Below are 25182 nucleotides of genomic sequence, written 5' to 3'. Positions count from 1 at the left end.
CTCTGAATTAATTTACTTAGCTTTGCAGCTATTTTTGAATACTGAATGTTAACGTTAGCCTCGCTTACCGAACTATTGGCGCAGCCCCGCAAAGTGGTGATTACCACCCATCATAAACCTGATGGTGATGCCATGGGTTCGTCTTTAGGTTTATATAATTACCTGATACAGCTGGGCCATTATGTACAGGTGATTACCCCTACCGATTATCCGGAGTTTTTGAGCTGGATGCCGGGCAACGAGGAGGTGATGATTTACACCGAACAACCCGAGCAATCAGCCCAACTGATTGCCGAAGCTGAACTGATTTTCTGCCTCGATTTTAATGCCCTGAGCCGCATTAATGAGATGGGCGAACTGGTGCGTGCCTCAGCCGCAAAAAAGGTGATGATTGACCACCACCTGGAGCCTGAAGGATTTGATGATTACCGCCACTGGAATATTAAAGCTTGCGCTACTGCACAACTCATTTATGAGTTTATTGCCACAGAGCTAAACGACAAGGAAAAAATTACCCCTGAAGTAGCCACCTGTCTGTACACCGGTATCATGACCGATTCCGGCTCGTTCCGACTGCCCAACACCACATCGGCTGTGCACCGCATGGTGGCTGATTTGATTGATGCCGGTGCCGTAAACTGGCGTATTCATGAACTGGTATACAATAGCGCCTCAGAAAATCGTTTACGTTTTTTGGGCTATTGCCTGAGCAACAAACTGGAAGTGCTGCGCGAATACAATACAGCTATTATATCAGTTACCCACGAGGAACTAGAAAAATATGATATTGCCACAGGCGATACTGAGGGCGTAGTGAACTATGCCTTGTCAATCACCGGCATCCGCCTGGCGGCCTTTATGGTAGAACGCAAGGATAAAGTAAAACTGTCGTTAAGATCAAAGGCAGAGTTTCCGGCCAACGAAATTTGCAAAAAATACTTCAATGGCGGCGGGCACCGCAATGCAGCCGGGGGGCAATCATCAGATAGCCTGGAGGCTGTAGTACAACAATTTAAATCTATATTACCCGAGTATAAAACACTATTAATTCAATAAGAAACAACCAATGAACAAAAACTTAATGTTTTTAGCTGTTGCGGCTATTGGCCTGGCCAGTTGCAACAGTGGCTTTAAAAAAGGCGAAGGCGGCTTACTCTATGATATACATACCGACAAACCCGGCCAAACTGTTAAAGAAGGCGATTTTGTAAGCCTCAACTTAATTGCAAAAAATGATGCTGATTCGGTAATGTTCAGCACTTATGATGCCGGCAAACCGGTACCTACCATGATGCCGAAGCCACAATACAAAGGCGATGTATATGCAGGCATCAGCTTACTGAGCGAAGGCGACAGCGCTACCATTAAAGTAAACGCCGACTCGGTATTTAAAAAAGGTCAGCCTAAACCTCCGGGCTTTAAAGGCAAGTACATTACTTACGAAGTAAAAATTGATAAGGTAATTGCCAAAGGCAACCAAACCGACCCGGTATTCCAGGCTCGTGTTACGGATTATTTTAAAGCACAGGCCGAAGCTTTAAACAAGCAAGAACCGGCAAAAATTAAAAAGTATATTGCCGACAAAGGCTTGAAGCTTACTACCACTGCCGATGGTTTGATGTACCAGATTGACAAGCCAGGCTCTGGCCCTACCATTGCCAAAGGTGATACTGCAGTAGTAAATTATGTAGGCACGTTAACCAACGGTACCATGTTTGATACCAGCATTAAAGAAGTAGCTGCCAAAAACAAAAAGCTCGACCCTATGCGCCACTATGAGCCTATCCGTTTACCGGTAGGTATGGGTGCTGTAATTCCGGGTTGGGACGAAGGCTTATTGCTGCTGAACAAAGGCGCTAAAGCAACCTTCCTCATTCCGTCAAAACTGGCTTACGGTGCACAAGGCTTAGGTCCGGTACCGGCTTATGCGCCAATTGCGTTTGAAGTTGAATTGGTTGACATTGTGCATCCAAACCCTAATGCTCCAAAACCACAGGCACCGGCAACAATGGCGCCGCAAGCCCGATAATCAACTTATATTTCCATACCGGGCCTTTCTTGAAACAGAAAGGCCCTTTTAGTTCGTAATGAAAAAGTTTTTAAGTTTCTGCCTGTTCGGCTGCTTGGCCGCACTGCTGCAGGCACAGGCGCAACCCGGTTACATTCGTACACCAAAAGGTGCGGCCTACCGTGTTTTTACTCATAGTACAGCTCCTAAAATCAAATTAGATGATATTGTTACGTTCAATGTAATCCAAAAAACCGAGCGCGATTCAGTACTATTCAGCAGCTATCAGTTAGGCCACCCGGTGCAAATACGGGTACAACCTTCGCAAAGCGTAGCCGACCTGATGGATGTGTTTACCCAGGTGGCGCCCGGTGATAGTTTATTGATCAGGATTCCGGCCGACTCCATTTTCAAAAACGGCCTTGAAACTCAGCGTCCGCCATTTTTACCTAAAGGCAGCACCGTTAATTACGCCATTAAAGTAGTTAAAGCCCAAAGTTTAACCGAGGCCCGTGCCGAGGCGATGGCTGCGCTTGATAAATTAAAGCAAGCCGAAGCTACTGAAGCCGCTAAGTACATAGCCAGCCACAAGTTGGCCGTACGCACTACAACTTCAGGTTTAAAGTATGTAATTACCCGCCCCTCAAATGCCCGCAGGCCGGTTAACGGCGATACCCTGCTGGTCAATTATACCGGCCGTTTATTAAGCGGTAAGGTATTTGACTCCAGCATTGCGGCTGATGCCAAAGCAGGCGGTGTATTTCAGGATGGCAGGCCTTATGAACCCATTGAGTTTGTATTGGGCCAGGGCCGCGTTATACAAGGCTGGGATGAAGGCTTGTTACTGATGAACCAAGGCTCTAAAGGCACTTTAATTATTCCTTCAAACTTGGGTTACGGCGGACAGGGCCAGGGCGATATCCCTCCTTACAGCACTTTGGTGTTTGATATCGAACTGGTGAAAATAAAGCCGCAGAAACATACTGCCCCTAAACCGGCCGCTGCTAAAGCGGCACCGGCGCGTACTGCACCCCGAAAAAACGTTAGAAAGAACTGACAAAAAGGCTTCCGCTATAAACGGAAGCCTTTTTTACATTTGCAGCATGGTGTTAACCGATACACATACCCACCAGTATTACGATACTGACCCTGATTTAAGGGCCGAACATTTGCAGCAATGCTTTGATACCGGCATCAGCCGCCTGTTTTTGCCCAATGTTTCTGCCGAATCTGTACCACTGATTCGCGATATGGTGCAAACTTATCCGCAAAACTGCTACGCCATGCTTGGCCTGCACCCCTGCGAGGTGAAGCCGGATTGGCAGGAGCAGATTGATTTGATTAAAACCTCTGGAAGTGATTTAAAAATTTATGCCGTTGGCGAAATAGGCATTGATTTGTATTGGGATACTACTTACCTGAAAGAGCAGCAGGACGCCTTTCACCAACAAATTGCCTGGGCTAAAAGTATTGATTTACCTATTGTAATTCATTGCCGCAATGCGTTTAACGAGGGATATGAGATATTGCAGCAGGAGCAGGATGAGAAGCTACGGGGCATCTTTCATTGCTTTGGGGGCACTTTGGAGCAAGCTCAGCAAATTATTGATCTGGGCTTTTACTTGGGTATTGGCGGTGTGGTTACCTATAAAAATGCGGGGTTGGATAAAGTAGTACAACAACTGGACTTAAAACACCTGGTGCTGGAAACCGATGCGCCCTATTTAACTCCTGTACCTTACCGTGGCAAACCTAATAAAAGCGCTTACCTTACTTATATTGCACTAAAAATAGCCGATTTACACCAAACAAGCATCGAAAACGTTGCTGAAGTGACTACGCTTAATTCCAAAAGAATTTTCGGTGTGTAACCCATAAATTAAACCTGTTTTATATATTTTTATCCGATAACCTGAATTATGTGCCAAATCCTGATTATATATACCGGTGGTACCATTGGTATGATGAGCGACCCTAAAACCAAGGTGCTTCGCCCCATCAACTTTGAGCAGATTATGGATAATGTGCCGGAACTGGAACGCCTGAACTGCCGCATTAAAGTGCATTCTTTTGACGAAGTGATTGACTCCTCCAACATGAGCCCTGCCATATGGAGCCAGTTAGCCGGATTAATTGAACAGCATTATCATGAGGTGGATGGGTTTGTTGTATTACATGGCTCTGATACCATGGCCTTTACCGCTTCAGCTATCAGCTTTATGCTGGAGAATTTAGGTAAACCCGTCATTTTTACCGGCTCTCAATTGCCCATCAGCGCTATCCGTACTGACGCTAAGGAAAACCTGATGACAGCCATTGAGATTGCCAAAGCCAAAAAGAACGACCGTGCCCGCGTACCCGAGGTTTGTATTTATTTTGATTACAAGCTTTTCCGTGGTAACCGCGCTTTCAAATACAATTCATCAAAATTCGAAGCATTTCGCTCACCCAACTACCCTATTTTAGCCGAATCTGGTGTACACCTGCGCTTCAGCATTAACGACATCAGGCAACCTACCCCCGGCGATTTAGTTGTACATAAGCATTTGGTAAACGAGGTTTCGGTATTGAAACTCTATCCGGGCATTAGCCAGCGAGCGGTAGAAGCAATTGTGAATGCCAATGTACGCGGCATTGTGATGGAAACCTTTGGTGCAGGCAATACCACCACCGATACCTGGTTTATTAACTGCATAAAAAACGCAATAGACAGCGGTAAAGTAATTGTTGATATTTCGCAGTGTAAAGTAGGCACGGTGGAGTTAGGCCGTTACGAAACCAGCAAGATGTTAAAAGACATTGGCGTAGCCAATGGCTATGATATGACCTTTGAAGCCGCTGTAACCAAAATGATGTACTTGCTTGGCCAGTCTGACGACCCTAAACAAGTGAGGGAGTGGCTGGAAATGGATATCAGGGGGGAGTTAACGGTTTCGTAGGTTAGCTTACTTATTTGCGTCTCTTTTGTCATGGCGAGGAGGAACGACGTAACCATCGCACGGAGGCATCTGCGCCCCTGTACAGTAAGCGATTGCCACGCTATCGCTCGCAATGACAATAAAGGACTTACATAACAAAGGCGGCCTGTAGTAAATTACAGGCCGCCTTTGTTATGTATAAAATCAAAAGAGCTTATGCTTCTCTTGAACTTTCAGGCACTTCTTCTTCTTTGAAGAATTTTGCGGTGAAATAATCACTGTTCATGCGAACAATGTTGTTCAAAGTAATTTCCTTAGGACATTCGGCTTCGCAGGCACCGGTGTTGGTACAGTTACCAAAACCTTCAGCATCCATTTGGGCTACCATGCTTTGTACGCGGCGGTAGCGCTCTGGCTGGCCTTGTGGTAACAAAGCCATTTGCGAAATTTTAGCTGATACGAACAGCATAGCTGAAGCATTTTTACAAGCCGCTACGCAGGCACCACAGCCAATACAGGTAGCTGAATTGAAGGCTTCATCGGCAACTACTTTTGGGATGGCAATTTCATTGGCATCGGGCACACCGCCGGTGTTTACCGATACATAACCGCCTGACTGCTGTATACGGTCAAAAGCAGAGCGGTCAACCGCCAAATCTTTTAATACCGGGAAGGCTTGGGCGCGCCATGGCTCAATGGTAATGGTATCACCATCGGCAAAGCTTCGCATGTGCAGCTGGCAGGTAGTAATAGCACGCTTAGGGCCATGCGGACGGCCGTTAATATATAATGAACACATACCGCAAATACCTTCGCGGCAATCGTGGTCAAAATGGATAGGTTCATCTCCGGCATGGATCAAACTTTCGTTTACCACATCCAGCATCTCCAGGAATGACATATCAGCCGAAATGTTATCAGCTTTGTAAGTAACAAACTTGCCAGCAGTCTGTGCATTTTTCTGACGCCAAACTTTCAGTGTCAGATTCATTAATCCGTTCTCGTTACTCATATCTTTTAAAGATTTAGAGTCAGGAATCAAGAACTAAGAATCAAGATGTTGAAATTGTCTTGATTCTTGGTTCTCGACTCTTGATTCTCTTTTACTTATAGCTTCTTTGTGTTAAATGTACGTTATCGTATACCAATGGTTCTTTGTGTAGCTCCTCGGGTTGGTTTTCACCTTTGAATTCCCAGGCAGCGGCAAAAGCAAATTCATCATCATTACGCAAGGCCTCGCCTTCTGGTGTTTGTGATTCTACCCGGAAGTGGCCACCGCATGATTCGCGGCGCATCAGGGCATCCTCCACCATCAGTGCACCCAGTTCAATAAAGTCAGCAACGCGGCCCGCTTTTTCAAGCGCAGCATTAATTTCTTCATTTTCACCGGTGATAATCGCGTTTTTCCAGAAATCTTCCTTCAATGCCTGAATCAGCCCTCTGGCTTTAAGTAAACCTTCTTCGCTGCGGGCCATGCCACAATATTCCCACATAATATGGCCAAGTTCGCGGTGATACTCGGTTACGGTTTTATTACCTTTTAACGATAACAGCTTTTTGATATTTTCCTGCACCTGGCGTTTGGTTTCGGCAAAAGCCGGATGCTGTGCATTTACCGGGGCCGGGCCAATATTAGCCAGGTAATCGCCCAAAGTGTAAGGAATTACGAAGTAACCATCGGCTAAACCCTGCATCAGTGCAGAAGCACCCAGGCGGTTGGCACCATGATCAGAGAAGTTGGCCTCACCCAGTGCATATAAGCCAGGGATGGTAGTGCTCAGGTTATAATCAACCCAAAGGCCACCCATGGTATAGTGTACAGCCGGGTAAATACGCATTGGCATTTTATACGGGTTTTCATCGGTAATCTGATAATACATATCAAACAGGTTACCGTATTTAGCCCTTACGCTGTCTTCGCCTAAACGTTCAATCGCTTCTTTAAAATCAAGGAACACGGCTACACCAGAACCACCTACGCCCTTGCCTTCGTCTACCATTTCTTTGGCATTACGAGAAGCTACGTCGCGCGGTACCAGGTTACCGAAAGATGGATATTTACGCTCCAGGAAGTAATCGCGGTCTTCTTCTTTAATATCATTTACCTTAATCTGGCCTTTGCGCAGCTTTTCGGCAATTTCTTTTGTTTTTGGAGCCCATACCCGGCCATCATTACGTAATGATTCTGACATCAGCGTTAATTTACTCTGATGAGTACCGGTTACCGGGATACAGGTAGGGTGAATTTGGGTAAAGCAAGGGTTACCAAAGTAAGCGCCACGCTTGTGTGCCCGCCATGCAGCAGTTACGTTTGAACCAGCAGCATTGGTTGACAAATAGAACACGTTACTGTAACCACCGGTACACAGCAATACAGCATGGCCGGCGTGCGTTTCAATTTCACCGGTTTTTAAGTTACGGGTAACAATACCACGGGCATGGCCGTCAATAGTTACCAAATCCAGCATTTCGGTACGGGTATACATTTTCACCTTGCCTTCGTGAATCTGGCGGTTAAGCGCCGAGTAAGCACCCAGCAGCAACTGCTGTCCGGTTTGGCCACGTGCGTAGAAAGTACGCGATACTTGGGTACCACCAAATGAGCGGGTATCCAGCAAACCACCGTATTCGCGGGCAAAAGGTACACCCTGCGCCACACACTGGTCAATAATATTTACTGATACCTCGGCCAGGCGGTAAACGTTGCCTTCGCGGGCACGGTAGTCACCACCTTTAATGGTATCATAAAATAACCGATAAACACTATCACCATCATTACGATAATTTTTAGCCGCATTGATACCGCCTTGCGCAGCAATAGAGTGCGCACGGCGCGGGCTGTCCTGAAAACAGAATGCAGTTACGTTATAACCCAACTCGGCTAAAGAAGCCGCAGCAGAGGCACCGGCCAAACCGGTACCCACAATAATAATGTTGTATTTACGCTTGTTTGATGGGTTAACCAGCTTTAAGTTAAACTTATGCTTGCTCCATTTTTCGGCTATTGGCCCTTCGGGAATTTTAGAATCTAAAGTCATAGATAATTAAATATTTAATCAGCCTTACAGCGTTTTATTAGGACTCATTAAGAAATAAACAATTGGCATAGCGGCAAAGCCCAGCGGGATTAATACAGCAAATACCCATTTACCTACAAAATAGATAATACCCTTGTATTTGCGGTGTATCCAGCCCAGTGTATGAAATGAGCTTTGGAAACCATGCTTTAAGTGAAACGATAAAACCACCATGGCTATTACATAAAACACTACATACCAGGCATGGCTGAAGCTTTGAGAAACACGTGCATGCAAATCTTTCACACGCAGTATCTCAAAATCGCCTTCAGTTGATATTGATTTTTCAAAATCAGCAGATTGTGGCGTGAAATTGGCCGCTGTTGTTGCACCGCTTAACAGGTTGGTGCGGTATTCTTTAAACGGCACTACATCGTATTTGTAGGTGAACCAGAAATCGCCCATGTGAATTACGATGAACAAAAACAGGATAGCACCCAGCAAACCCATGTTTTTTGATGAGAATGACACATCAGACTTGGTGCTCACCGCATAATCCACAGGGCGGGCCTTGCGGTTATTGGTGGTTAGTATAATGGCATAAATGGTGTGGATGAGGATACAAGCATACAAAAGGTAGGCAATCACCTCAATGGGTGGAAAATGAGTCAGGAAATTGGCATACACGTTAAAGGAATAACCGTTATCGTTTTTAAAGAGCAGTAGGTTACCGCCCAAATGCACAATTAAAAAAAGGCACAAAAACAAGCCCGTTAAAGCCATAATCAGCTTCTTACCTAACGAAGAGTTAAAGGTTTGTTTGGTTTCGTTCATTACACAAAAAATTTATCCCGCAAAATTATTCATTATAACACGAAAGATGAGCCAAGGATGACGGTTAATGCAAACCTAATTTCTATTTAGAAACATTCTAAGATAATATTTGAGTGTTTAAACATCACTACCAATGAATATCATGGTAATATGTAGTTTTAGCTTGCAACAGTTAGGCCGCGCTGCTATCTTAGATGCTTACTACTCTTTATCCATGAAACTATTATACTTACTGCTGCCTGCAGTTTTATTAAACGCCTGCTCTTCTTCTTCGCGTGTTGACTTCACCGGTAAAGCGCCAGGTATTACCCATGGCTTGTTTTCGGTGAAAGACGGCAACAATACCTTGTGCGATGATGCCATCAAAACCGGAACCTTTAAAGCTACCGCCATGCTGGAGCACCCGGGCTACTACACGCTAAACATTATGGATAACGACCATATGGATAAAGAGCATGAACCATATGAAGTTTACCTGGAACCGGGCACTTACCAGGTAGAAACGGTTGACGGAGATTTAAAGAAATACCCTAAGATTACATCTACTTCAAAAAACCAGCAGGACTTATCAGATTATTACGCCATTTATGACCGCAGCGTATCTGCAGCTAATAACCTGGTGGCTGAATTAGAAGCTAAACTGCACGGCAAAACGCCACCTACCGAACAGGAATACCTGCTTTTTGGCGCCCGCCTGGTAGATGCACAAAGCCGCAAGCAAAAAGTGAACCTGGATGCTTTCAGAACTTTTGTAAATGATCATCCCAATAGTGCCATCAACGCTCACCTAATGGCTACCTTAAGTTATGAGAACGACCCGGTAGCTTACAATTCCATTTATCAAAAATTCAGTGCAGCAGCCAAGAATACACCTGAAGGCCAGGAGATTGGCGAGAAACTAAACACCTTATTAAAATTGGTACCGGGATCTGCCGCCCCTGAAATTTTCGGAGCTACGCCCGACGGCAAAAAGTTTGATAAAAAAGCTTTAAACAAACAAGTGTATGTAATTGATTTTTGGCGGGCCGGCAACGAAATAAGTCGTTTAAATCACCAAGACTTTGTAAATAACATGGTGCAGCAAATGGACATGAAAAAAGCAGGCATCATCAGCATTTCGTTAGACAGCAAACGCGACTGGTGGACGACTGCCATTAAGGATGATCACCTGACCTGGCCCCAATACTCAGATTTGAAAGGCAATGAATCGGCCAATGCTGCGGCCTGGCTGATTACCACCATGCCTACTTATTATTTGGTAGACAGCAACTGGAAGATTTTACAGCGCGACATACCTTTTAGTAAAATTGTATTTGAGGTGCAGGATTACCTGAAAAAATTACATCGCAATCACACGGTGCTGCAATACTCCAAAAACATGATCGGAGGGCAGGTGCCGTATAGCTACGCGGCCGGTAAATTTGCCAAATGACGGTAATATGGCCTGCCGGGCACCAAAGGTAAAACAAGGCAGGGTAATGCCCTGCCGCCCCTTGCCTACCAGCTTTACCCCCGGGTGGACATGTCCGCAAAGCACATAGCCGCTGCTTTGCTGTAACTCGAGTACGCTTAACGGGTGGTGCAACATTAGGAACGGGCCAACAGACAACGACTCATGGGTGGCAATATTCAGTTGATGATAATGCGTTTCGTCAATGATATCGTGGTTGCCGATGATGAGATGGATGTTAATGCTTGCAAATTGTTCACGCCAGGCAGCGAAGTAATTCCAGTCGGTATTTTTATCGCTATGGAATAAATCGCCCAGAAAATAAATATGCTTCGGCTGATGAGTTTGAATTAAACGGGTAAGTGCCACCAAGTCATCCTGCGCCAGTTGCTGCGGCACAGCTATACCAGCTTTACGAAAGTGCCCTACTTTACCCAAATGTACATCAGCCGCAATCAGTGCCCGTTGCTGTTTCCAGTATATAGCCTTCTCAGGCAGCAACACTAAATCCTGCCCTAACAAATTAAAATCCAAACCCTGCGTTATCATTCCTATCACAAAAATACTAAAATATTTAGGAAGTGATTATACAGAGGCGCAGCAAACATTTCATTTACAATATAATGAAAATCATCAATCCTCTCCTGTCATTACGAACGCAGGGAGAAAGCATCTTCGAGCGATAAGTTTATAGTAAACCGGCTTGATGAAAAAGATTTCTCCCTGCGGTCGAATTGAAAAGGTAGAGGCAAGTTTAAAAACAATAAAGGCCGGGCTTAAAGCCCGGCCTTTATTGTTTTTAAACTTAATCAGTAGTTATTCTTTTTCTGCTTTTGCTCTGGGGTTGATAGCGCTCTTGGCAATTTTGCTCAACAGGTCATCAGTTTTCTTTTCTTCTTTCAAAGTTTCTTCCAATAACTGTGCAGCTTCGGTATACCCTAAAGTTTCGGCCAGGGTACGCAGGGTACCGTATGAGGCAATTTCGTAATGTTCTGATTTTTGAGCGGCCGAAATAATACCGGCATCGCGAGTGATGCTGCCGTCTTCGGTATCTTTCATAATCTCTTCACCTTCTTTAATCAAGCCGGCCATCGCTTCGCATTTTTTGGCGGTGGCTTTTTCTTCAATAGATTCGAAAACCTGATCTAAACGGCTTACCTGGTTTTCAGTTTCGGCCTGGTGAGTTTCAAGCGCCTGGCGTAACTCATCCGAAGTTGCGTTTTTAGCCATTTTAGCTAATGCTTTAGCCAAATGTTGCTCAGCCCAGTAGATATCTTTCAATTCATCAACAAATAACTCTTTTAATGCTGATTCTTCTACGTTGTCGGTATGCTCTATTTCTTTAGCTTTTTTTGTAGTTGCCATAATCTTAGTTCTTTAAATGTTCTATGTATTCAACCCTTAACACAACTTATAGTTCTATTAACTTGTAAACAAATAGTTGATAATTTAAAGAAACTTAAGGCCGTCTTTTTTGTAAAATCATCGCACAGCAATAAACATTGTATGGGTTATCACAATAAAAAAAATTCAGCTTAACCCATATTGTTGTATCGCCGGCTTAATTTTACCAACTGCCAGCCAACCTCTGCTGTTAATAATGCTCCAATAGCAAAAAGCGCCGGCCGGATGCCGCTCCCCTCAGACAGGAAAGCACCTGACAGTGCCACCACATATACGGTTAAAGGCAACAATGCCATTAATACCAAACCGGCCACCGGCAAGGGTATTTTAAAGGGCCTGTGCCTTTGTGGTTCATGCAGGCGCAGTTGAATAAGCGCCACATACTCTAATGTAACCCCGGCACCATATACGGTAACATCAATCACCAGCAGTTCACCAAAGGTCCACAACACCATCAGGCTAACAATTACAGAACAGATTAGGATAGACACATAAGGCGTTTTATAACGCGGATGCAGATGATGCAGGAAAGCAGGCAGCAATTTATCGTCAGACATGGCCTGCGGCACGCGGGACACCGACAGCAGCACCGCTGCGTAAATGCCCAAGGTACTGGCCATCCCGCCTGCGGCAATCAGTTTACCCAGCCATTGCCCCCCGGTAAGTTCGCCCAAGGCAGGGAAACCCGCTTCAGCCAATAGTGTAGGCTTAATGCCTGATTGTTGCGCAAAGTAGATCACTAAGCCATAAATAACCATTACCAACACAAAGGCCACAGCTACCGAAATAAGGTAAGAACGTACAGGCTTGTCTACCTCGCGGGCATAAGTGGTTACATTATCCCAACCCAGGCAATTCCACATTACGGTATACAAGGCCATACTAAAGGATGGGAATGGCAAATGCTGCAGGCTGGGGTGCGCCATAGCCCATGAACCTGTATGGTGGGTAACTATTACAATAAACAATACTACAAAAGGTACCAGCACCAGCACGCTCAACAGCAACGATAATCGGCCCACTTCGGTAATACCCCGAATATTTAATCCGGCCGACAGCCAGATCACGGCCAGGCACACCACTATTTTATAAGCTGCCAGTTGCGGAAAAAAGTAAGTTGCATATTCAACAAACAACACTGGGTAAATGGCCAAATCTACAAAGGTATAAAGCCAGGTCCACCAGCCTTCGAAAAAGCCCCAACGTTGGCCTAAAGCATATTTTACCCATTGGTAATAGCCGCCGGTAACCGGCATCATGCTGTTAAGCTCAAGCACAGTAAGAATAGCCGGAATATCCCAAAGCAGGGGTGTGATTAGCAGGATAAGCAACGCTGCATGCTCGCCGGCATAAGCCAGCAAAGGCTCTAAGCCGTAGGGGCCGCCCGATACGGTAAAAAACACAATAGCTATTAGTTGCAGCGTATGTATTTTACGGGAGCGGGCGTGGGCAGGCATAGCTGCCTAAATTAAAAAAATTTAGGGGTTTAGCTTTTGCCGCCAGATAATTTAAAGATTCATCGGTAGAGTACATTTATTTACTTATACCTGAGTTTTGCGAACACTTGCACATTTGAAGCAGCATCCCCCTTGCTGCGATTAGCGTTTGGCGTAATTCAGCCTGCTGAATAAATTAGGGTAATCTGTAATTAGCCCGTCTACATCCATATCAATCAGGTGCTGCATGGCTTCGGTGGTGTTCACCGTCCACGGAATAACCTGTATATGGTGACTATGGCAAAAAGTTACCAGTTCAGGGGTAACCAACTGATACGCCGGACTATAAAATGGTGGGTAAAACCCTAACGCAGTAAAGTTATCAGCTGCGCTGCTCTTATTTTCCACCAAGAAACTCAAGGTTACTTTCGGATAGGCTTTATGCATATACTGCAGAGCCCGTATATCAAATGACTGAACATGCACACGACTGGTAATATGTTTGCTATTGATGACCTGCATTACTTTATCGGCCAGTTGAGCGGGCGTATCATTTAATACGCCATCATTTTTTACTGAAGTTTTGAGTTCGATGTTATACAACATGGGTTTGAGGTGCTGCTTTGCCGTATATGCCTCTACCGAATCAATCAAATCGGCCAATAGAGGAATGTGCGTCTTTAACTTTTGCTGTTGCGGAAATGAAGGATAAGGCTTAGACCCGGTATCAAAATTTTTGATTTCAGCATAGGGCATTTGGTGCAGCACAAACTTCTGAGCATCTTGCCTGGTTAGTTCCTGCCCTTGTTCATTGTATGAATGCTGGTAGTTGATGTACGGATCGTGCGATACAATCACCTGCTCATCACCGCTGGTATAGGTATCCAGTTCGCATACATTGGCGCCGTTGGCTATACCGTTCAGCATAGCGGGTATAGTATTTTCCGGCATCAGGCCCCTGCCGCCGCGGTGGGCCTCTTTATAGAAGATAGAAGGTTCTTGCTTGATAAATTGCTTTGGGGTGCTACAGGCGGCAAACAAGACAAGAACGAATACGGAGTAATGCCGGAAATGAAATTTCATAAATAGCTTTTGTATTGAATATGCAAATTTAGAGCTACAACAGGCTTGGTTTGTTAGAGTTGCGTTAAATGATTGTTAAGGAGGACAGCGCTTTTTAGATTAACGCTTTTTTTAATCCCTCCCTACACTCCCAAGGAAGGGTAGGGAGCGGGCTTTGCAACAGCATAAAAAAAGCGCCTCTTTACAGAGGCGCTTGATAATATTACTTGCTCAGGTACATTGATTTCTCTTTGTACAGGTGCCTGAAATAAGGATCCTGCAGGTCAGGGATGAAGCGGATCGCTTCGCCTGTGGATTTCATTTCTGGGCCCAGCTCTTTGCTTACTTCAGGGAACTTACTGAAGGAGAATACCGGTTCTTTGATAGCATACCCTTTCAGTTTGCGCTCAATAGTAAAGTCCTTTAATTTATTCACACCCAGCATTATTTTGGCTGCGATGTTGATGTAAGGCACATCATAAGCCTTGGCAATAAAAGGCACCGTGCGCGATGCACGCGGGTTAGCCTCAATTACATACACGCTATCATTTTTTATGGCAAACTGAATATTCAGCAAGCCACGCACGTTTAAAGCTTTGGCTAACTTTATTGAATATTCTTCCATTTGGCTCAGCACCTTGTCTGATAAATCAAACGGTGGCAGTACAGCATAAGAGTCGCCGGAGTGAATACCTGCAGGCTCGATGTGCTCCATCATACCGATAATGTGCACATCTTCGCCATCGCAAATGGAATCTGATTCTGCCTCGGCAGCACGATCCAGGAAGTGGTCAATCAATACACGGTTACCTGGCAGGTTTTTCAGCAGGTTAACCACTGCACGCTCCAAATCCTCATCGTTAATCACAATGCTCATGCCCTGGCCGCCTAATACATAGCTAGGGCGCACCAATACTGGGTAACCAACTTCGTGGGCTACTTTGATAGCTTCTTCAGCGCTTTCGGCTACGCCATACTTAGGGTATGGAATGTTCAGTTCTTTTAACAAATCAGAGAAACGGCCGCGGTCTTCGGCAATGTCCATATCGTTAAACGAGGTACCGATAATTTTGATACCATGCTGATGCAGCTTTTCAGCCATCTTCAACGCCGTTTGGCCACCCAACTGTACAATCACCCCCTCGGGTTTTTCCAGTTCGATGATTTCACGTACATGCTCCCAGAATACCGGCTCGAAATACAGCTTATCAGCCATATTAAAGTCTGTAGATACGGTTTCAGGGTTACAGTTAATCATGATGGCCTCAAAACCGGTTTCTTTAGCTGCCAGCAAGCCATGCACGCAGCTATAATCAAACTCAATACCCTGACCAATACGGTTAGGGCCTGAACCTAATACAATGATCTTTCTTTTATCTGATGCGATAGATTCGTTCTCACCTTCGTAAGTAGAGTAATAATATGGCGTTTGCGCCTGAAACTCAGCCGCGCAGGTATCTACCATTTTATACACGCGGTTGATGCCTAATTCCTTGCGGCGATCATACACCTGGTCTTCGGTGGTGTTGGCACCCAGTACCCAGGCAATCTGTACATCTGAAAATCCTTTTTGCTTTAAAGTGAGCAGGAAATCAGGTGGGATATTATTCACAGAGTAACGGCGTAGCTCGTTCTCCATGGTTACAATTTCTTGTATCTGGTTCAGGAACCAGCGGTCAATCAGGGTAGCTTTACGTACCGATTCGATAGGCACACCCAAACTTAAAGCATCATACACATGGAACAAGCGGTCCCAGCTCGGATGCTCCAGGCTCTCCATAATTTCTTCAAGATTGCGGCTTTGGCGACCATCGGCACCTAAACCGGCGCGGCCGATTTCTAAGCTCTGGCAGGCTTTCTGCAAAGCCTCAATAAAGCTGCGGCCAATGCCCATCACCTCACCTACCGATTTCATTTGCAGGCCCAGTTCTTTGTTGGCACCTTTAAATTTATCAAAGTTCCAGCGCGGTATTTTTACAATTACATAATCCAGCGTAGGCTCAAAGTAAGCCGAAGTGGTTTGCGTAATTTGGTTTTGCAGTTCATCCAAATTATAACCGATAGCCAGCTTCGCAGCAATTTTAGCAATCGGGTAGCCGGTAGCTTTAGAGGCCAGGGCCGATGAACGCGATACACGCGGGTTGATCTCAATAGCAATAATCTCCTCGTTGGCCGGGTTTACCGAGAACTGCACGTTACAGCCACCAGCAAAATTGCCAATAGCGCGCATCATCTTGATTGCCTGGTTACGCATCTCCTGGTAGCAACGGTCGCTCAGGGTCATGGCCGGGGCTACGGTAATGCTGTCACCGGTATGAATACCCATCGGGTCGAAGTTTTCGATAGAGCAGATGATAATCACATTATCGCGGTTATCGCGCAGTAACTCCAGCTCAAATTCCTTCCAGCCCAATACCGCTTGTTCTACCAGTACCTCGTGGGTAGGAGATGCCTGCAGGCCTCGGCTTAGGGCAGCATCAAAATCCTGCTTTTTATGCACAAAGCCACCACCGGTACCCCCTAACGTATAGCTCGGGCGAATTACCAGCGGGAAACCTATTTCCTGCGCAGCTTCTTTGCCTTCTAAAAATGAGTTGGCAATTTTAGATGTGGCTACACCTACGCCAATATCCACCATCAGTTGGCGGAAGGCTTCGCGGTTTTCGGTTTTTTCGATAGCGGCAACGTCTACACCAATCACTTTCACATTGTACTTTTCCCAAATGCCGCGTTCTGAAGCTTCGATGCACAGGTTCAATGCAGTTTGGCCGCCCATAGTTGGCAGTACCGCATCAATCTTTTGCTCCTGCAAAATCTGCTCTATACTATCGCAGGTTAAAGGCAACAGGTACACATGATCGGCGATAACCTTATCGGTCATGATGGTGGCTGGGTTGCTGTTGATGATAGAGACAGTGATGCCTTCGTCTTTCAACGAAAGGGCCGCTTGAGAGCCGGCATAATCAAACTCGCAGGCCTGACCAATAATGATAGGACCTGAACCAATAATTAGTACGGATTTAATGGATGTATTTTTGGGCATAGTTCGTTAAATCAAATTTTAAAAGTTAAAATTCAAAAAGCCTGAATTTCACTGTTATGCTATGCGCTGAAAAGAAAAAATCCCGACTCAGCGTCGGGATGCAAAGGTAATGATTTGAAAATCTTTTTTGGCTTAAAAGTTAATTTATTCGCCTGCCCTGTTTTTATACAAGGCTATCATCTTATAATTTCACCGCCAGGTTATAAGGCGCATCTACCGGGTGCCCGTTTTGCAAGGCTGGTTTCCATCCGGTTGAGGTAAGTGCGGCATTTACCAGCGCCTTATCGGTTACCGGGTTATAGCTTCCAAATAGTCTAACATTTACCGGCTTTCCCTGCTGGGTAACAATAAAGGTCATCAGTACAATTTTTTTAGGCGTGGCAGGCGCACCCTTCTTCACTGCAGGCGCTTTATAAGCCGCTTTCTTTTTCAGGTAAGTCATAAATACCTCATCGCCGCCTTTAAATTCAGGGCTTTGTGCTTTGTGCTGATAAGTATACTTGATACCATTGGGCATGGTGCACACACCTGAAACAAACTGCCCGTTGCGATATGTATCTGTAAAAGTAACTTTGTCCGGATAGTTGCCATGCCATTCGCCGTCGGGGCTGCCATTCTTTACATTTCCTTCTTCAGAAATGGTACGGGTAAGCAAATTATAATCTATGTAATGCCCATTGCCATCGGTTACAGTAGCGGCGCCGGTAGAATCATTACAGGTGATTATTTTATAATTCAAATCATAATTTTTAGCATTCAGGGTATCGTATGTAAGCAGGGTATGCAGCTTTCCGTTCGGATAATACATATAACTGTTGCCTAAATACGCACCGCCACTATAATCAGTTACCGACTCCCGGCTGCCGTTAATGTAAAAGGTAGCGCATTGCCCCTCAAGCACAATAGGATCAATAGCAGTTGATTTGCCAATAAGTTTACGCTTGCCATTAGCAGTATAAAATTCCTGTACATTAAATAAAGTAGAGGCTGAGTCGGGCGGGGTAATTACCCGTACAAAATCGGCACTGTCGGCAACAGCCACTTTATTGCCGTTGTACTTAAAATAAAATACGGTTTTATCTTGTGCAAAGCCGGCAAAGGCCAGTAAAGTGAGGCCTATGGTAAAAAGAAATTTCATTATCATTAATTAGAGGACACAATATAGCTTTTTTTAGAATATCTTACTACTTACTCCGAATCTAACTTCAGACCTGAAACTAAGCGAGATTATGTAAGGAGTTCCAACATTACGACCGTATTTGGTTGCTGCAATCCAATTTGTAAATTTACTTACAGCTTTAAGGATTAGAGGCTCCAGCCTCGGTTCCATTGGTATAGCAAATTTTATATCCTCTATTTTTCCATTGCTATTAATATAACATTTGATCACTGCATCTCCGGTTAAATGGTAACGGTAGCTAAATATCTCGTCACTTAAGCTTCTATAATAATTTTTAAACCCGGTTTGATAGTCAACTTGGGTTGAACGACTACCTGTATATGCTACCACACTATTTGTCTTATCTGTGGATGTACCTGACATTAACTTCCCATCTTCGTACGTTTCAGTAAAACTAAGCTGCATTGCTTTGTCTATCCCTGTCCAAACGCCTGTACGTTTACCATTTTTAAGTTCTCCCTGTTCAACAACAGTGGTAAAGACATCATTGTAACTTATATATCTTCCGTTACCGTTAATTGCCAGGGCAGTACCAGTTGAATCATATACTGCATCAATAATTTGCCGGCTGTCGTTATCCGGAAGAAATGACTTGCGAGTAGTATCAACAGACATATAATGTTTAACTATATGTTTCTTCCCGTTAGGATAGTAAGAAGAAGCGGTATCAATGGCAAAACCATTAACGTATTGAGTTACTGATTCCCTTTTACCATTAGGAAAAAAAGTGAGCACATAACCCTGATACCGTACAGGATCAACGTCTGAGGACTTGCCTATCAGTTTCCTGGCCTTATTGTTATAATATTCTGCTACATTGTATAATTCACTTCCTGCATCCGGCTCACTTACAACTCTAACATAATCAGCGCTATCCGGATGGGATACTTCACGACCATTATTTTTAAAATAATAAGTATTGTGCTTTTGTGCGAGGCAATTAATATAAATAGTGATAAGTAAAAGCGTAAAAAACAGTTTCATCGAAATAAGGAATTAGGTTAAGTTTTAATTCCCTAAAATAATGAGATTTTTTATGATATGCTTATAAAGCAAATAAGAAAGGCAAAATCAATTTTTAGACAACACAAATTGCAGCAAATCATTTACCGGCTGTTGTATGATTTTACCCACGCGGATGTGCTGCGCTTCACACAGTGCTTTTAGTTCATCGGCAAAGTACCAGGCAATGGAGCCTACAAAGTTACATTGATACTTTTTATATTCAGGGTAAGATTTAATGTTGGTTTCAATAAATTCGGAAAGCCCCTTATTAATTAAAGCTTTACCGTAAGCGGTTTGCTTAATTTCACTCAAGAATTTGGCGAATGAGGCCAGGTACGAATTACCATTGGGCTGCTGGTATACCCGGTTAATCACTTCATCTTTGGTGAGCTGATAGTCCTTTCTGAAACGGGAAGCTACCTCTTCAGGCATTTGACCATACAGGTAGCCGGTTATCAGCGCTTTGCCAAACCAGGTGCCCGAGCCTTCATCGCCCAGCACAAAGCCCAGGCCGTGCTTGCCTGCGTGAATATCCTCACCATCAAAAAATGAAATGTTTGACCCTGTACCCAGTACACAGCACAAACCCTGTGCACGCCCGCAGGTAGCATAAGCCGAGCCCAGCAGGTCACTGTCTACACTGATAAAAGCTTTCGGGAAAAGCTGACTTAAGGCGTTGGATACAATCTCGCGCCTGTCTGGACTGGAACAGCCGGCGCCGAAAAAATAAGTTTCAGTTACTTCAGCACCCTGGCTCAGCATTTCGGCCGCCTGGGTTTGAATTACTTTAACAATTTCCTTTTCGGTTAAAAAGTAGGGGTTTAAGCCGCTGGTTTTAAAACTTACAGGCGCCTCCTGCCCGGTTAAAAGCCAATCGGTTTTGGATGATCCGCTGTCGGCTACCAGGATTTTACTCAAAGTTCTTCTAAAATTTTATGGGTAAGCGGCTTGTGAATAAACTGGCTGATGTACTTATTCTGGCTGGAGCGCTTCACGTCAGTAGGGTCAAGCGATGACGACAGCATAAATATTTTTGTGGTATTTTTATTTTCCAGGTTTAGTTTATCGTATTCCTGCAAAAATTCAAAGCCATTCATCATCGGCATACGCAAATCCAAAAAAATCACATCCGGACAAATACTACCGTCGCGCAATGAGTCAATAGCATCAGGCGCTGATTGTTCTACAATGATTTTTTCGGCAAAATTACTGCTTTCCAGTATTCTGCGCGTTACGAAATTATCAATGTAATTATCGTCAATCAGTAAGCAGGTCTTATAGTTGAGAGACATTAAATTCAAATATAAGGGGTTTAGAATTAATTAGCTATCAAGTATATATTTTTATTGAATATTTATACTATTCGTTAATTGCCTCAATGTTACTTCGGCAATTTTAGATTGGTATTGTGCCGCAAAAAATCTGGATTGTGCATCCAGGTAGTTACGTTGTGCCTCACGTATCTCCAGTGGCGTAATGTTTCCTATACGATATTTTTCAAGTGAAATCTCCAGATTTTTTCTGGCAATTTCCACATTGGCCTGGCCCAGTTTAATCAAATCCAGCCCGGATAAGTAGCTGGAATAAAAGTTACTGATTTGCGCCTCTATGTCCAACCGTATCTGTTTTTCATTTAAGTTGGAGTTGGCCAGTTGCAGTTTGGCATTACGTTCGCGCCGCCATTGATTGAAACCGTTAAAGATATTAATAGATGCAGTGAGTCCGTAATTTAGGCCGTTGCTGTTTTGCGCACGTGCAAAACCCGTTGGATTTTGATTGGATGTATAAATATAACCGGCATTTACCGCTACCTGCGGATACCGGGTAGAGCGAACCAGCCGTAAATTGGTTTCAGCCAACCGCTTATTAATTTCGGCCGAAAGTACTGCCGGATTTTGCGCTTGCGCCTGATTTAAAATATCACCTAATTTCAACTGATCGTCTACTAAAATAGTGTCTGATACGGAAAAATCGGTACGAGGGTTACGTACCAGCAGTTCATTTAACTGAATTTGTGCCGATTTATACTCTTGCAACTGCGTAATCAGGGCGGCAGTATCCGTATTGAGGTTTACCTGCGCATTCAACACATCCAGTTTTGAAACCCGCCCTACCTGAAACTTGGCCTGTGCATAACGCAACTGCGTGCGCGAAATAGCAATTGCCCCCTGCAGGGCTTTAATCTGCTGCGTCTGATTCACTAAATTATAGTAACTGCTTAATACCGCTGCCACCGTTCCTTGTATGGTATCACGCAACCTTACGTCGCCCAGTTTTTGTAATTCTTTAAAGCGGTCATAAGCGGCAAACATGTATAAGCCGTTAAAGATGGTCCAATTCAGATTAGGTCCGTAAGTGGTGCCGCTATTACGAGCACCCGATATGTTAGTGGTATTCAGCGCACCGGTAGCATCTGCACGCGTTTGGGTTACATTTTGTATACTGTTACTTACGGTTACATCGGCAGTTACTACAGGAAAGAAACCTGCGTTAGCCAGGCTGGTATTATTTTTGGCTACATCGCGGTTATTGGTTGATATTTTTATGGCGTAATTATTTTGCAGGGCGGTTTCTACTGCTTCTCTTATGGTAAGCAGGGGCGCTTTTTGTACCGGCGGAGCCTGCTGCGCCTGCACTGAGGTAAATGACGATATAAAGCCCGCTATAATTAAGAGGATGATCTGCTTCAACTTCATATACGGGTTATAAATTTTCAATTAATAAAGGCGCTTTGGCCGGTTCTTCTTTAGGCTCTTCATCGGGGTTACGGCGTACTTTTGAGGCAAAAACCACATACATTACCGGGATAACATATAAAGTTAAAATCAATGAAAACATCATTCCCCCCATAATTACAATACCTAATGATACCCGGCTTTTAGCCCCCGAGCCCAAAGCAAAGGCAATAGGAACGGCACCTAACACTACAGCCAAACTGGTCATCAAAATAGGACGTAAACGGGCGGTAGCTGCTTCTACTACGGCTTCATACTTTTTGAGGCCATGCTCCATGCGCTGGTTGGCAAATTCTACAATCAAGATACCATTTTTGGTAACCAAACCAACCAGGGTAATCATTCCGATCTCGCTAAAGATATTGAGCGTTTGGTTAAAGAACCATAACGACAGGAAAGCCCCCGCAATAGCCAGCGGCACGGTAAGCATTACAATAAACGGATCGACAAAGCTTTCAAACTGTGCAGCTAATACCAGATAGATCAGCAACAGTGCAAAGCCGAAGGCGAATAAGATGTTTGATGAACTCTCGGCAAAATCGCGCGAGGGGCCGCTCAAATCGGTACTGAAGCTGGGATCAAGCAATTTTTTGGCAATACGGTCCATTTCGGCAATGCCATCGCCAATGGTATGTCCCGGCGAAAGCCCTGCCTGCACCGTAGCCGATTTATAACGATTGAAGTGGAAAATAGAGGGCGGGGTAGCATCCTCGGCCAGTTTCACTACGTTATCCAACTGCACTAAATTCCCCTTGGTACTGCGCACATAAACTGATTTTAAATCCAGCGGCTGGTCGCGGTTAGCACGGTCAACCTGCCCAATAACCTGGTACTGCTTACCGCTGATCAGGAAATAGTTTAAGCGCCCGGCACTGTAATAGAGTTGCAGGGTAGAGGCAATATCACCTACAGTAACCCCCAAATCGCGGGCACGGTCGCGGTCGGTAGTGATGCGTAGCTCGGGTTTGGTAAATTTGAGGTTCACATCGGCAGTCTGGAACACCGGGCTACGATTGACCTCTGCAAAAAATTGAGGCAGCACTTTACGTATTTTCTCAAAATCTTGGTTCTGGATTACATACTGTATAGGCAGCGAGGTGCGCGACCCGCTACCGCCACCACTGATGGTTTGCTCCTGTACCACCAGGGTACGGGCATCCGGAAAGCGGCTTAGTTTTTTGTTCATCCAGTCGGCAATTTCCTGTTGGCTCCGGGTACGCTTGTCGGGCGCTACCAGTCCGATACGGCCAAAACCTGTATTGGCAGAACCGCCACCACCGCTGTTAGGCGATACGATAGAAATGTTTACATCTGCCTCGGGAATAGAATCCTGAATGAGATTGGACACATTGGTCATGTACTTGGTCATGAACTCGTAAGAAGCGCCTTCAGAGCCGGTTACGGTATAGCGCAGCAAACTGCGGTCATCCAGCGGAGCCAATTCAGAAGGCGTAGCCTTTACCAAGATGCCTACAATGACCAGCGAAAGCACCAATATGATACCTGACACCCATTTGCGCTTCATAAAGCTAATCAGTGTTTCAGTATAAGCCTTAGTCATCTTTTCAAAGAAAGGCTCGGTACGCTCGTAAAACTTAGATTTTTTCTGATTTTTACGAATCAGCTTCACGTTTAGCATGGGCGTTAATGACAGCGACACAAAAGCCGAAATCAATACTGCCCCGGCTACCACTACCGCAAACTCGCGGAACAGGCGGCCTACAAAGCCCTCCAAAAATACAATGGGCAAGAACACAGCTGCCAGCGTAACCGAAGTAGAGATAACAGCAAAAAATATTTCTGCCGAACCTTCAAACGCCGCTTTGCGTATGGCCATTCCGCCTTCAATCTTTTTATAGATGTTTTCGGTAACCACAATACCATCATCCACCACCAAACCGGTAGCCAGCACAATACCCAACAGGGTAAGAATGTTGATAGAGAAACCGAATATGTACATAATGAAGAAGGTACCGATTAATGATACCGGGATATCTATCAACGGGCGGAAAGCAATCAGCCAGTCGCGAAAAAACAGGTAAATGATAATCACCACCAACACAAAAGAAATCAACAGCGTTTCCTGAACTTCTTCGATGGATTGGTTGATGAATTTGGTGTTATCCAGCGCTACCTTTAAGGTGATATCGGGCGGTAAATCTTTTTTAATCTGATCCAGGCGTTTATAAAAATCCTCGGCAATCTGTACATAATTGGCACCTGGCTGCGGCACTACGGCCAAACCTACTTCGGGCACACCCGACTCATTTAAGGATGTTTCCTCATTAGCTGACCCTAACACGGCATACCCTACATCACTAAAATGGATCACCCGATTACTGTCAGAGCGGATAATCAAATTGTTAAAGTCTTTTTCGGTTACCAGTTTACCCAGGGCGCGTACGGTTACTTCTGTATTGTTGCCTTCAATTTTACCGGCAGGTAATTCTACGTTTTCCTGGTTAAGCGCATCACGAATATCAGTTGCGGTTAGTTTGTAAGCCGACAACTTATTGGGGTCGATCCATAAACGCATGGCATACTGGCGCTGCCCCTGAATATTGATCTGGCTTACGCCCGGAATGGTTTGCAGGCCCTCCTGCAATACGTTTTCGGCATAATCATCAATCTGGGTAATGTTACGGGTATTACTGCTTACCGTTAGGGTAATAATGTTATCGGCATTGGCATCGGCTTTAGTAACTACCGGGGCAGCGTCCAAATCCTGCGGCAATTGGCGCTGGGCCTGACTTACTTTGTCGCGTACATCATTGGCTGCTGTTTCCAAATCCGCATCCAAGTTAAACTCTACTGTAATGCGGCTTACCCCTACTGAGCTGGTGGAGGAAATGTTACGAATACCCTGTACGCCGTTAATGGCTTTCTCAAGCGGCTCGGTCACCTGCGATTCAATTACATCAGCGTTGGCGCCCGAGTAATTGGCCGTTACCGTAATAATGGGCGGATCTACCGAAGGGAAATCGCGTACGCCCAAAAACTTATAGCCAATAATACCAAACACCACAATAACAATAGACATTACTGTGGCCAGCACCGGCCGTTTTATACTGGTTGAGGATAAACTCATGT

General features: G+C 44.8%; 20 protein-coding genes. 6 read left to right on the top strand and 14 right to left on the bottom strand.

The annotated features are described in order from the left end of the window. The first annotated feature begins 45 nt into the window (after nt 1–45). The 5 genes from ACYVNW_RS15630 to ACYVNW_RS15610 are packed head-to-tail and all read left to right on the top strand — an operon-like array spanning nt 46 to nt 4947. Complete coding sequence (locus tag ACYVNW_RS15630; RefSeq protein WP_460680810.1) at nt 46–1056, top strand: DHH family phosphoesterase; 1011 nt, start codon at nt 46–48, stop codon at nt 1054–1056. Between the two features lie 10 nt (nt 1057–1066). After that, nucleotides 1067–2029 (top strand): FKBP-type peptidyl-prolyl cis-trans isomerase, encoded by a 963-nt coding sequence (locus ACYVNW_RS15625; protein ID WP_460680809.1) that lies wholly within the window; start codon nt 1067–1069, stop codon nt 2027–2029. Between the two features lie 58 nt (nt 2030–2087). Continuing rightward, complete coding sequence (locus ACYVNW_RS15620) at nt 2088–3065, top strand: FKBP-type peptidyl-prolyl cis-trans isomerase (RefSeq protein ID WP_460680808.1); 978 nt, start codon at nt 2088–2090, stop codon at nt 3063–3065. Nucleotides 3066–3111: 46 nt separating this feature from the next. Next, nucleotides 3112–3879 (top strand): TatD family hydrolase, encoded by a 768-nt coding sequence (locus ACYVNW_RS15615; RefSeq protein ID WP_460680807.1) that lies wholly within the window; start codon nt 3112–3114, stop codon nt 3877–3879. Between the two features lie 48 nt (nt 3880–3927). After that, nucleotides 3928–4947, top strand: coding sequence for an asparaginase (locus tag ACYVNW_RS15610; protein ID WP_460680806.1), 1020 nt, complete (start codon nt 3928–3930; stop codon nt 4945–4947). A gap of 193 nt (nt 4948–5140) precedes the next feature. On the opposite strand, the gene ACYVNW_RS15605 is transcribed toward ACYVNW_RS15610, so the two are convergent. The 3 genes from ACYVNW_RS15605 to ACYVNW_RS15595 all read right to left on the bottom strand — a co-directional run bounded on the left by ACYVNW_RS15605 (nt 5141) and on the right by ACYVNW_RS15595 (nt 8777). Beyond that, a complete protein-coding gene (locus tag ACYVNW_RS15605) occupies nt 5141–5938 on the bottom strand; it encodes a succinate dehydrogenase/fumarate reductase iron-sulfur subunit (RefSeq protein ID WP_460680805.1) in 798 nt (265 codons plus the stop codon). A gap of 91 nt (nt 5939–6029) precedes the next feature. Continuing rightward, entirely contained in the window at nt 6030–7964 is a 1935-nt protein-coding gene (locus ACYVNW_RS15600) for a fumarate reductase/succinate dehydrogenase flavoprotein subunit (RefSeq protein WP_460680804.1), read from the bottom strand. Nucleotides 7965–7988: 24 nt separating this feature from the next. Beyond that, nucleotides 7989–8777, bottom strand: a complete 789-nt coding sequence (locus tag ACYVNW_RS15595) for a succinate dehydrogenase cytochrome b subunit (protein WP_460680803.1) — start codon at nt 8775–8777, stop codon at nt 7989–7991. A 214-nt stretch (nt 8778–8991) separates the two neighbouring features. Between ACYVNW_RS15595 and ACYVNW_RS15590 the strand changes: the two genes are divergently transcribed. Next, complete coding sequence (locus tag ACYVNW_RS15590) at nt 8992–10209, top strand: hypothetical protein (RefSeq protein ID WP_460680802.1); 1218 nt, start codon at nt 8992–8994, stop codon at nt 10207–10209. Here ACYVNW_RS15590 and pdeM read toward each other — a convergent pair. The 11 genes from pdeM to ACYVNW_RS15535 form a co-directional block, all read right to left on the bottom strand. Then, nucleotides 10117–10761, bottom strand: a complete 645-nt coding sequence (gene pdeM / locus ACYVNW_RS15585; protein WP_460680801.1) for a ligase-associated DNA damage response endonuclease PdeM — start codon at nt 10759–10761, stop codon at nt 10117–10119. The genes ACYVNW_RS15590 and pdeM overlap by 93 nt on opposite strands. A 282-nt stretch (nt 10762–11043) precedes the next feature. Beyond that, nucleotides 11044–11592 (bottom strand): YciE/YciF ferroxidase family protein, encoded by a 549-nt coding sequence (locus ACYVNW_RS15580; RefSeq protein ID WP_460680800.1) that lies wholly within the window; start codon nt 11590–11592, stop codon nt 11044–11046. A 170-nt stretch (nt 11593–11762) separates the two neighbouring features. Then, nucleotides 11763–13088 carry an APC family permease gene (locus ACYVNW_RS15575; protein WP_460680799.1) on the bottom strand — a complete coding sequence of 442 codons (1326 nt, stop codon included), beginning with the start codon at nt 13086–13088 and terminating at the stop codon, nt 11763–11765. Between the two features lie 141 nt (nt 13089–13229). Next, entirely contained in the window at nt 13230–14150 is a 921-nt protein-coding gene (locus tag ACYVNW_RS15570) for a glycerophosphodiester phosphodiesterase family protein (protein WP_460680798.1), read from the bottom strand. 202 nt (nt 14151–14352) lie between these two features. Beyond that, nucleotides 14353–17172, bottom strand: coding sequence for a carbamoyl-phosphate synthase large subunit (gene carB / locus ACYVNW_RS15565; RefSeq protein ID WP_460680797.1), 2820 nt, complete (start codon nt 17170–17172; stop codon nt 14353–14355). Between the two features lie 181 nt (nt 17173–17353). Beyond that, the gene (locus ACYVNW_RS15560) at nt 17354–18310 is read right to left on the bottom strand and encodes a hypothetical protein (RefSeq protein ID WP_460680796.1); all 957 of its coding nucleotides are present in this window, start codon (nt 18308–18310) and stop codon (nt 17354–17356) included. 33 nt (nt 18311–18343) lie between these two features. After that, entirely contained in the window at nt 18344–19336 is a 993-nt protein-coding gene (locus ACYVNW_RS15555; protein ID WP_460680795.1) for a toxin-antitoxin system YwqK family antitoxin, read from the bottom strand. A gap of 87 nt (nt 19337–19423) precedes the next feature. Beyond that, nucleotides 19424–20275: an N-acetylglucosamine kinase gene (locus tag ACYVNW_RS15550; RefSeq protein WP_460680794.1), complete on the bottom strand. Its 852-nt coding sequence runs from the start codon at nt 20273–20275 to the stop codon at nt 19424–19426. Further along, complete coding sequence (locus tag ACYVNW_RS15545; protein WP_460680793.1) at nt 20272–20649, bottom strand: response regulator; 378 nt, start codon at nt 20647–20649, stop codon at nt 20272–20274. The genes ACYVNW_RS15550 and ACYVNW_RS15545 overlap by 4 nt, the downstream gene beginning before the upstream one ends. 51 nt (nt 20650–20700) lie before the next feature. Continuing rightward, entirely contained in the window at nt 20701–22053 is a 1353-nt protein-coding gene (locus ACYVNW_RS15540; RefSeq protein ID WP_460680792.1) for a TolC family protein, read from the bottom strand. A 7-nt stretch (nt 22054–22060) separates the two neighbouring features. After that, complete coding sequence (locus ACYVNW_RS15535) at nt 22061–25180, bottom strand: efflux RND transporter permease subunit (protein WP_460680791.1); 3120 nt, start codon at nt 25178–25180, stop codon at nt 22061–22063. Nucleotides 25181–25182: the final 2 nt, after the last annotated feature.

The sequence above is a fragment of the Mucilaginibacter koreensis genome (assembly GCF_054783355.1).
This window is presented reverse-complemented; position numbering and strand designations above follow the sequence as displayed.

Bases quoted from the DNA above. Each gene is read 5' to 3' on its own strand.
- ACYVNW_RS15590 (WP_460680802.1), top strand. From the start codon at position 8,992: ATGAAACTATTATACTTACTGCTGCCTGCAGTTTTATTAAACGCCTGC.
- ACYVNW_RS15560 (WP_460680796.1), bottom strand. From the start codon at position 18,310: ATGAAATTTCTTTTTACCATAGGCCTCACTTTACTGGCCTTTGCCGGC.
- ACYVNW_RS15580 (WP_460680800.1), bottom strand. From the start codon at position 11,592: ATGGCAACTACAAAAAAAGCTAAAGAAATAGAGCATACCGACAACGTA.
- ACYVNW_RS15620 (WP_460680808.1), top strand. From the start codon at position 2,088: ATGAAAAAGTTTTTAAGTTTCTGCCTGTTCGGCTGCTTGGCCGCACTG.
- ACYVNW_RS15545 (WP_460680793.1), bottom strand. From the start codon at position 20,649: ATGTCTCTCAACTATAAGACCTGCTTACTGATTGACGATAATTACATT.
- ACYVNW_RS15575 (WP_460680799.1), bottom strand. From the start codon at position 13,088: ATGCCTGCCCACGCCCGCTCCCGTAAAATACATACGCTGCAACTAATA.
- ACYVNW_RS15570 (WP_460680798.1), bottom strand. From the start codon at position 14,150: ATGAAATTTCATTTCCGGCATTACTCCGTATTCGTTCTTGTCTTGTTT.
- ACYVNW_RS15605 (WP_460680805.1), bottom strand. From the start codon at position 5,938: ATGAGTAACGAGAACGGATTAATGAATCTGACACTGAAAGTTTGGCGT.
- ACYVNW_RS15595 (WP_460680803.1), bottom strand. From the start codon at position 8,777: ATGAACGAAACCAAACAAACCTTTAACTCTTCGTTAGGTAAGAAGCTG.
- ACYVNW_RS15600 (WP_460680804.1), bottom strand. From the start codon at position 7,964: ATGACTTTAGATTCTAAAATTCCCGAAGGGCCAATAGCCGAAAAATGG.
- carB (WP_460680797.1), bottom strand. From the start codon at position 17,172: ATGCCCAAAAATACATCCATTAAATCCGTACTAATTATTGGTTCAGGT.
- ACYVNW_RS15625 (WP_460680809.1), top strand. From the start codon at position 1,067: ATGAACAAAAACTTAATGTTTTTAGCTGTTGCGGCTATTGGCCTGGCC.
- ACYVNW_RS15630 (WP_460680810.1), top strand. From the start codon at position 46: ATGTTAACGTTAGCCTCGCTTACCGAACTATTGGCGCAGCCCCGCAAA.
- ACYVNW_RS15535 (WP_460680791.1), bottom strand. From the start codon at position 25,180: ATGAGTTTATCCTCAACCAGTATAAAACGGCCGGTGCTGGCCACAGTA.
- ACYVNW_RS15540 (WP_460680792.1), bottom strand. From the start codon at position 22,053: ATGAAGTTGAAGCAGATCATCCTCTTAATTATAGCGGGCTTTATATCG.
- ACYVNW_RS15610 (WP_460680806.1), top strand. From the start codon at position 3,928: ATGTGCCAAATCCTGATTATATATACCGGTGGTACCATTGGTATGATG.
- ACYVNW_RS15555 (WP_460680795.1), bottom strand. From the start codon at position 19,336: ATGAAACTGTTTTTTACGCTTTTACTTATCACTATTTATATTAATTGC.
- ACYVNW_RS15615 (WP_460680807.1), top strand. From the start codon at position 3,112: ATGGTGTTAACCGATACACATACCCACCAGTATTACGATACTGACCCT.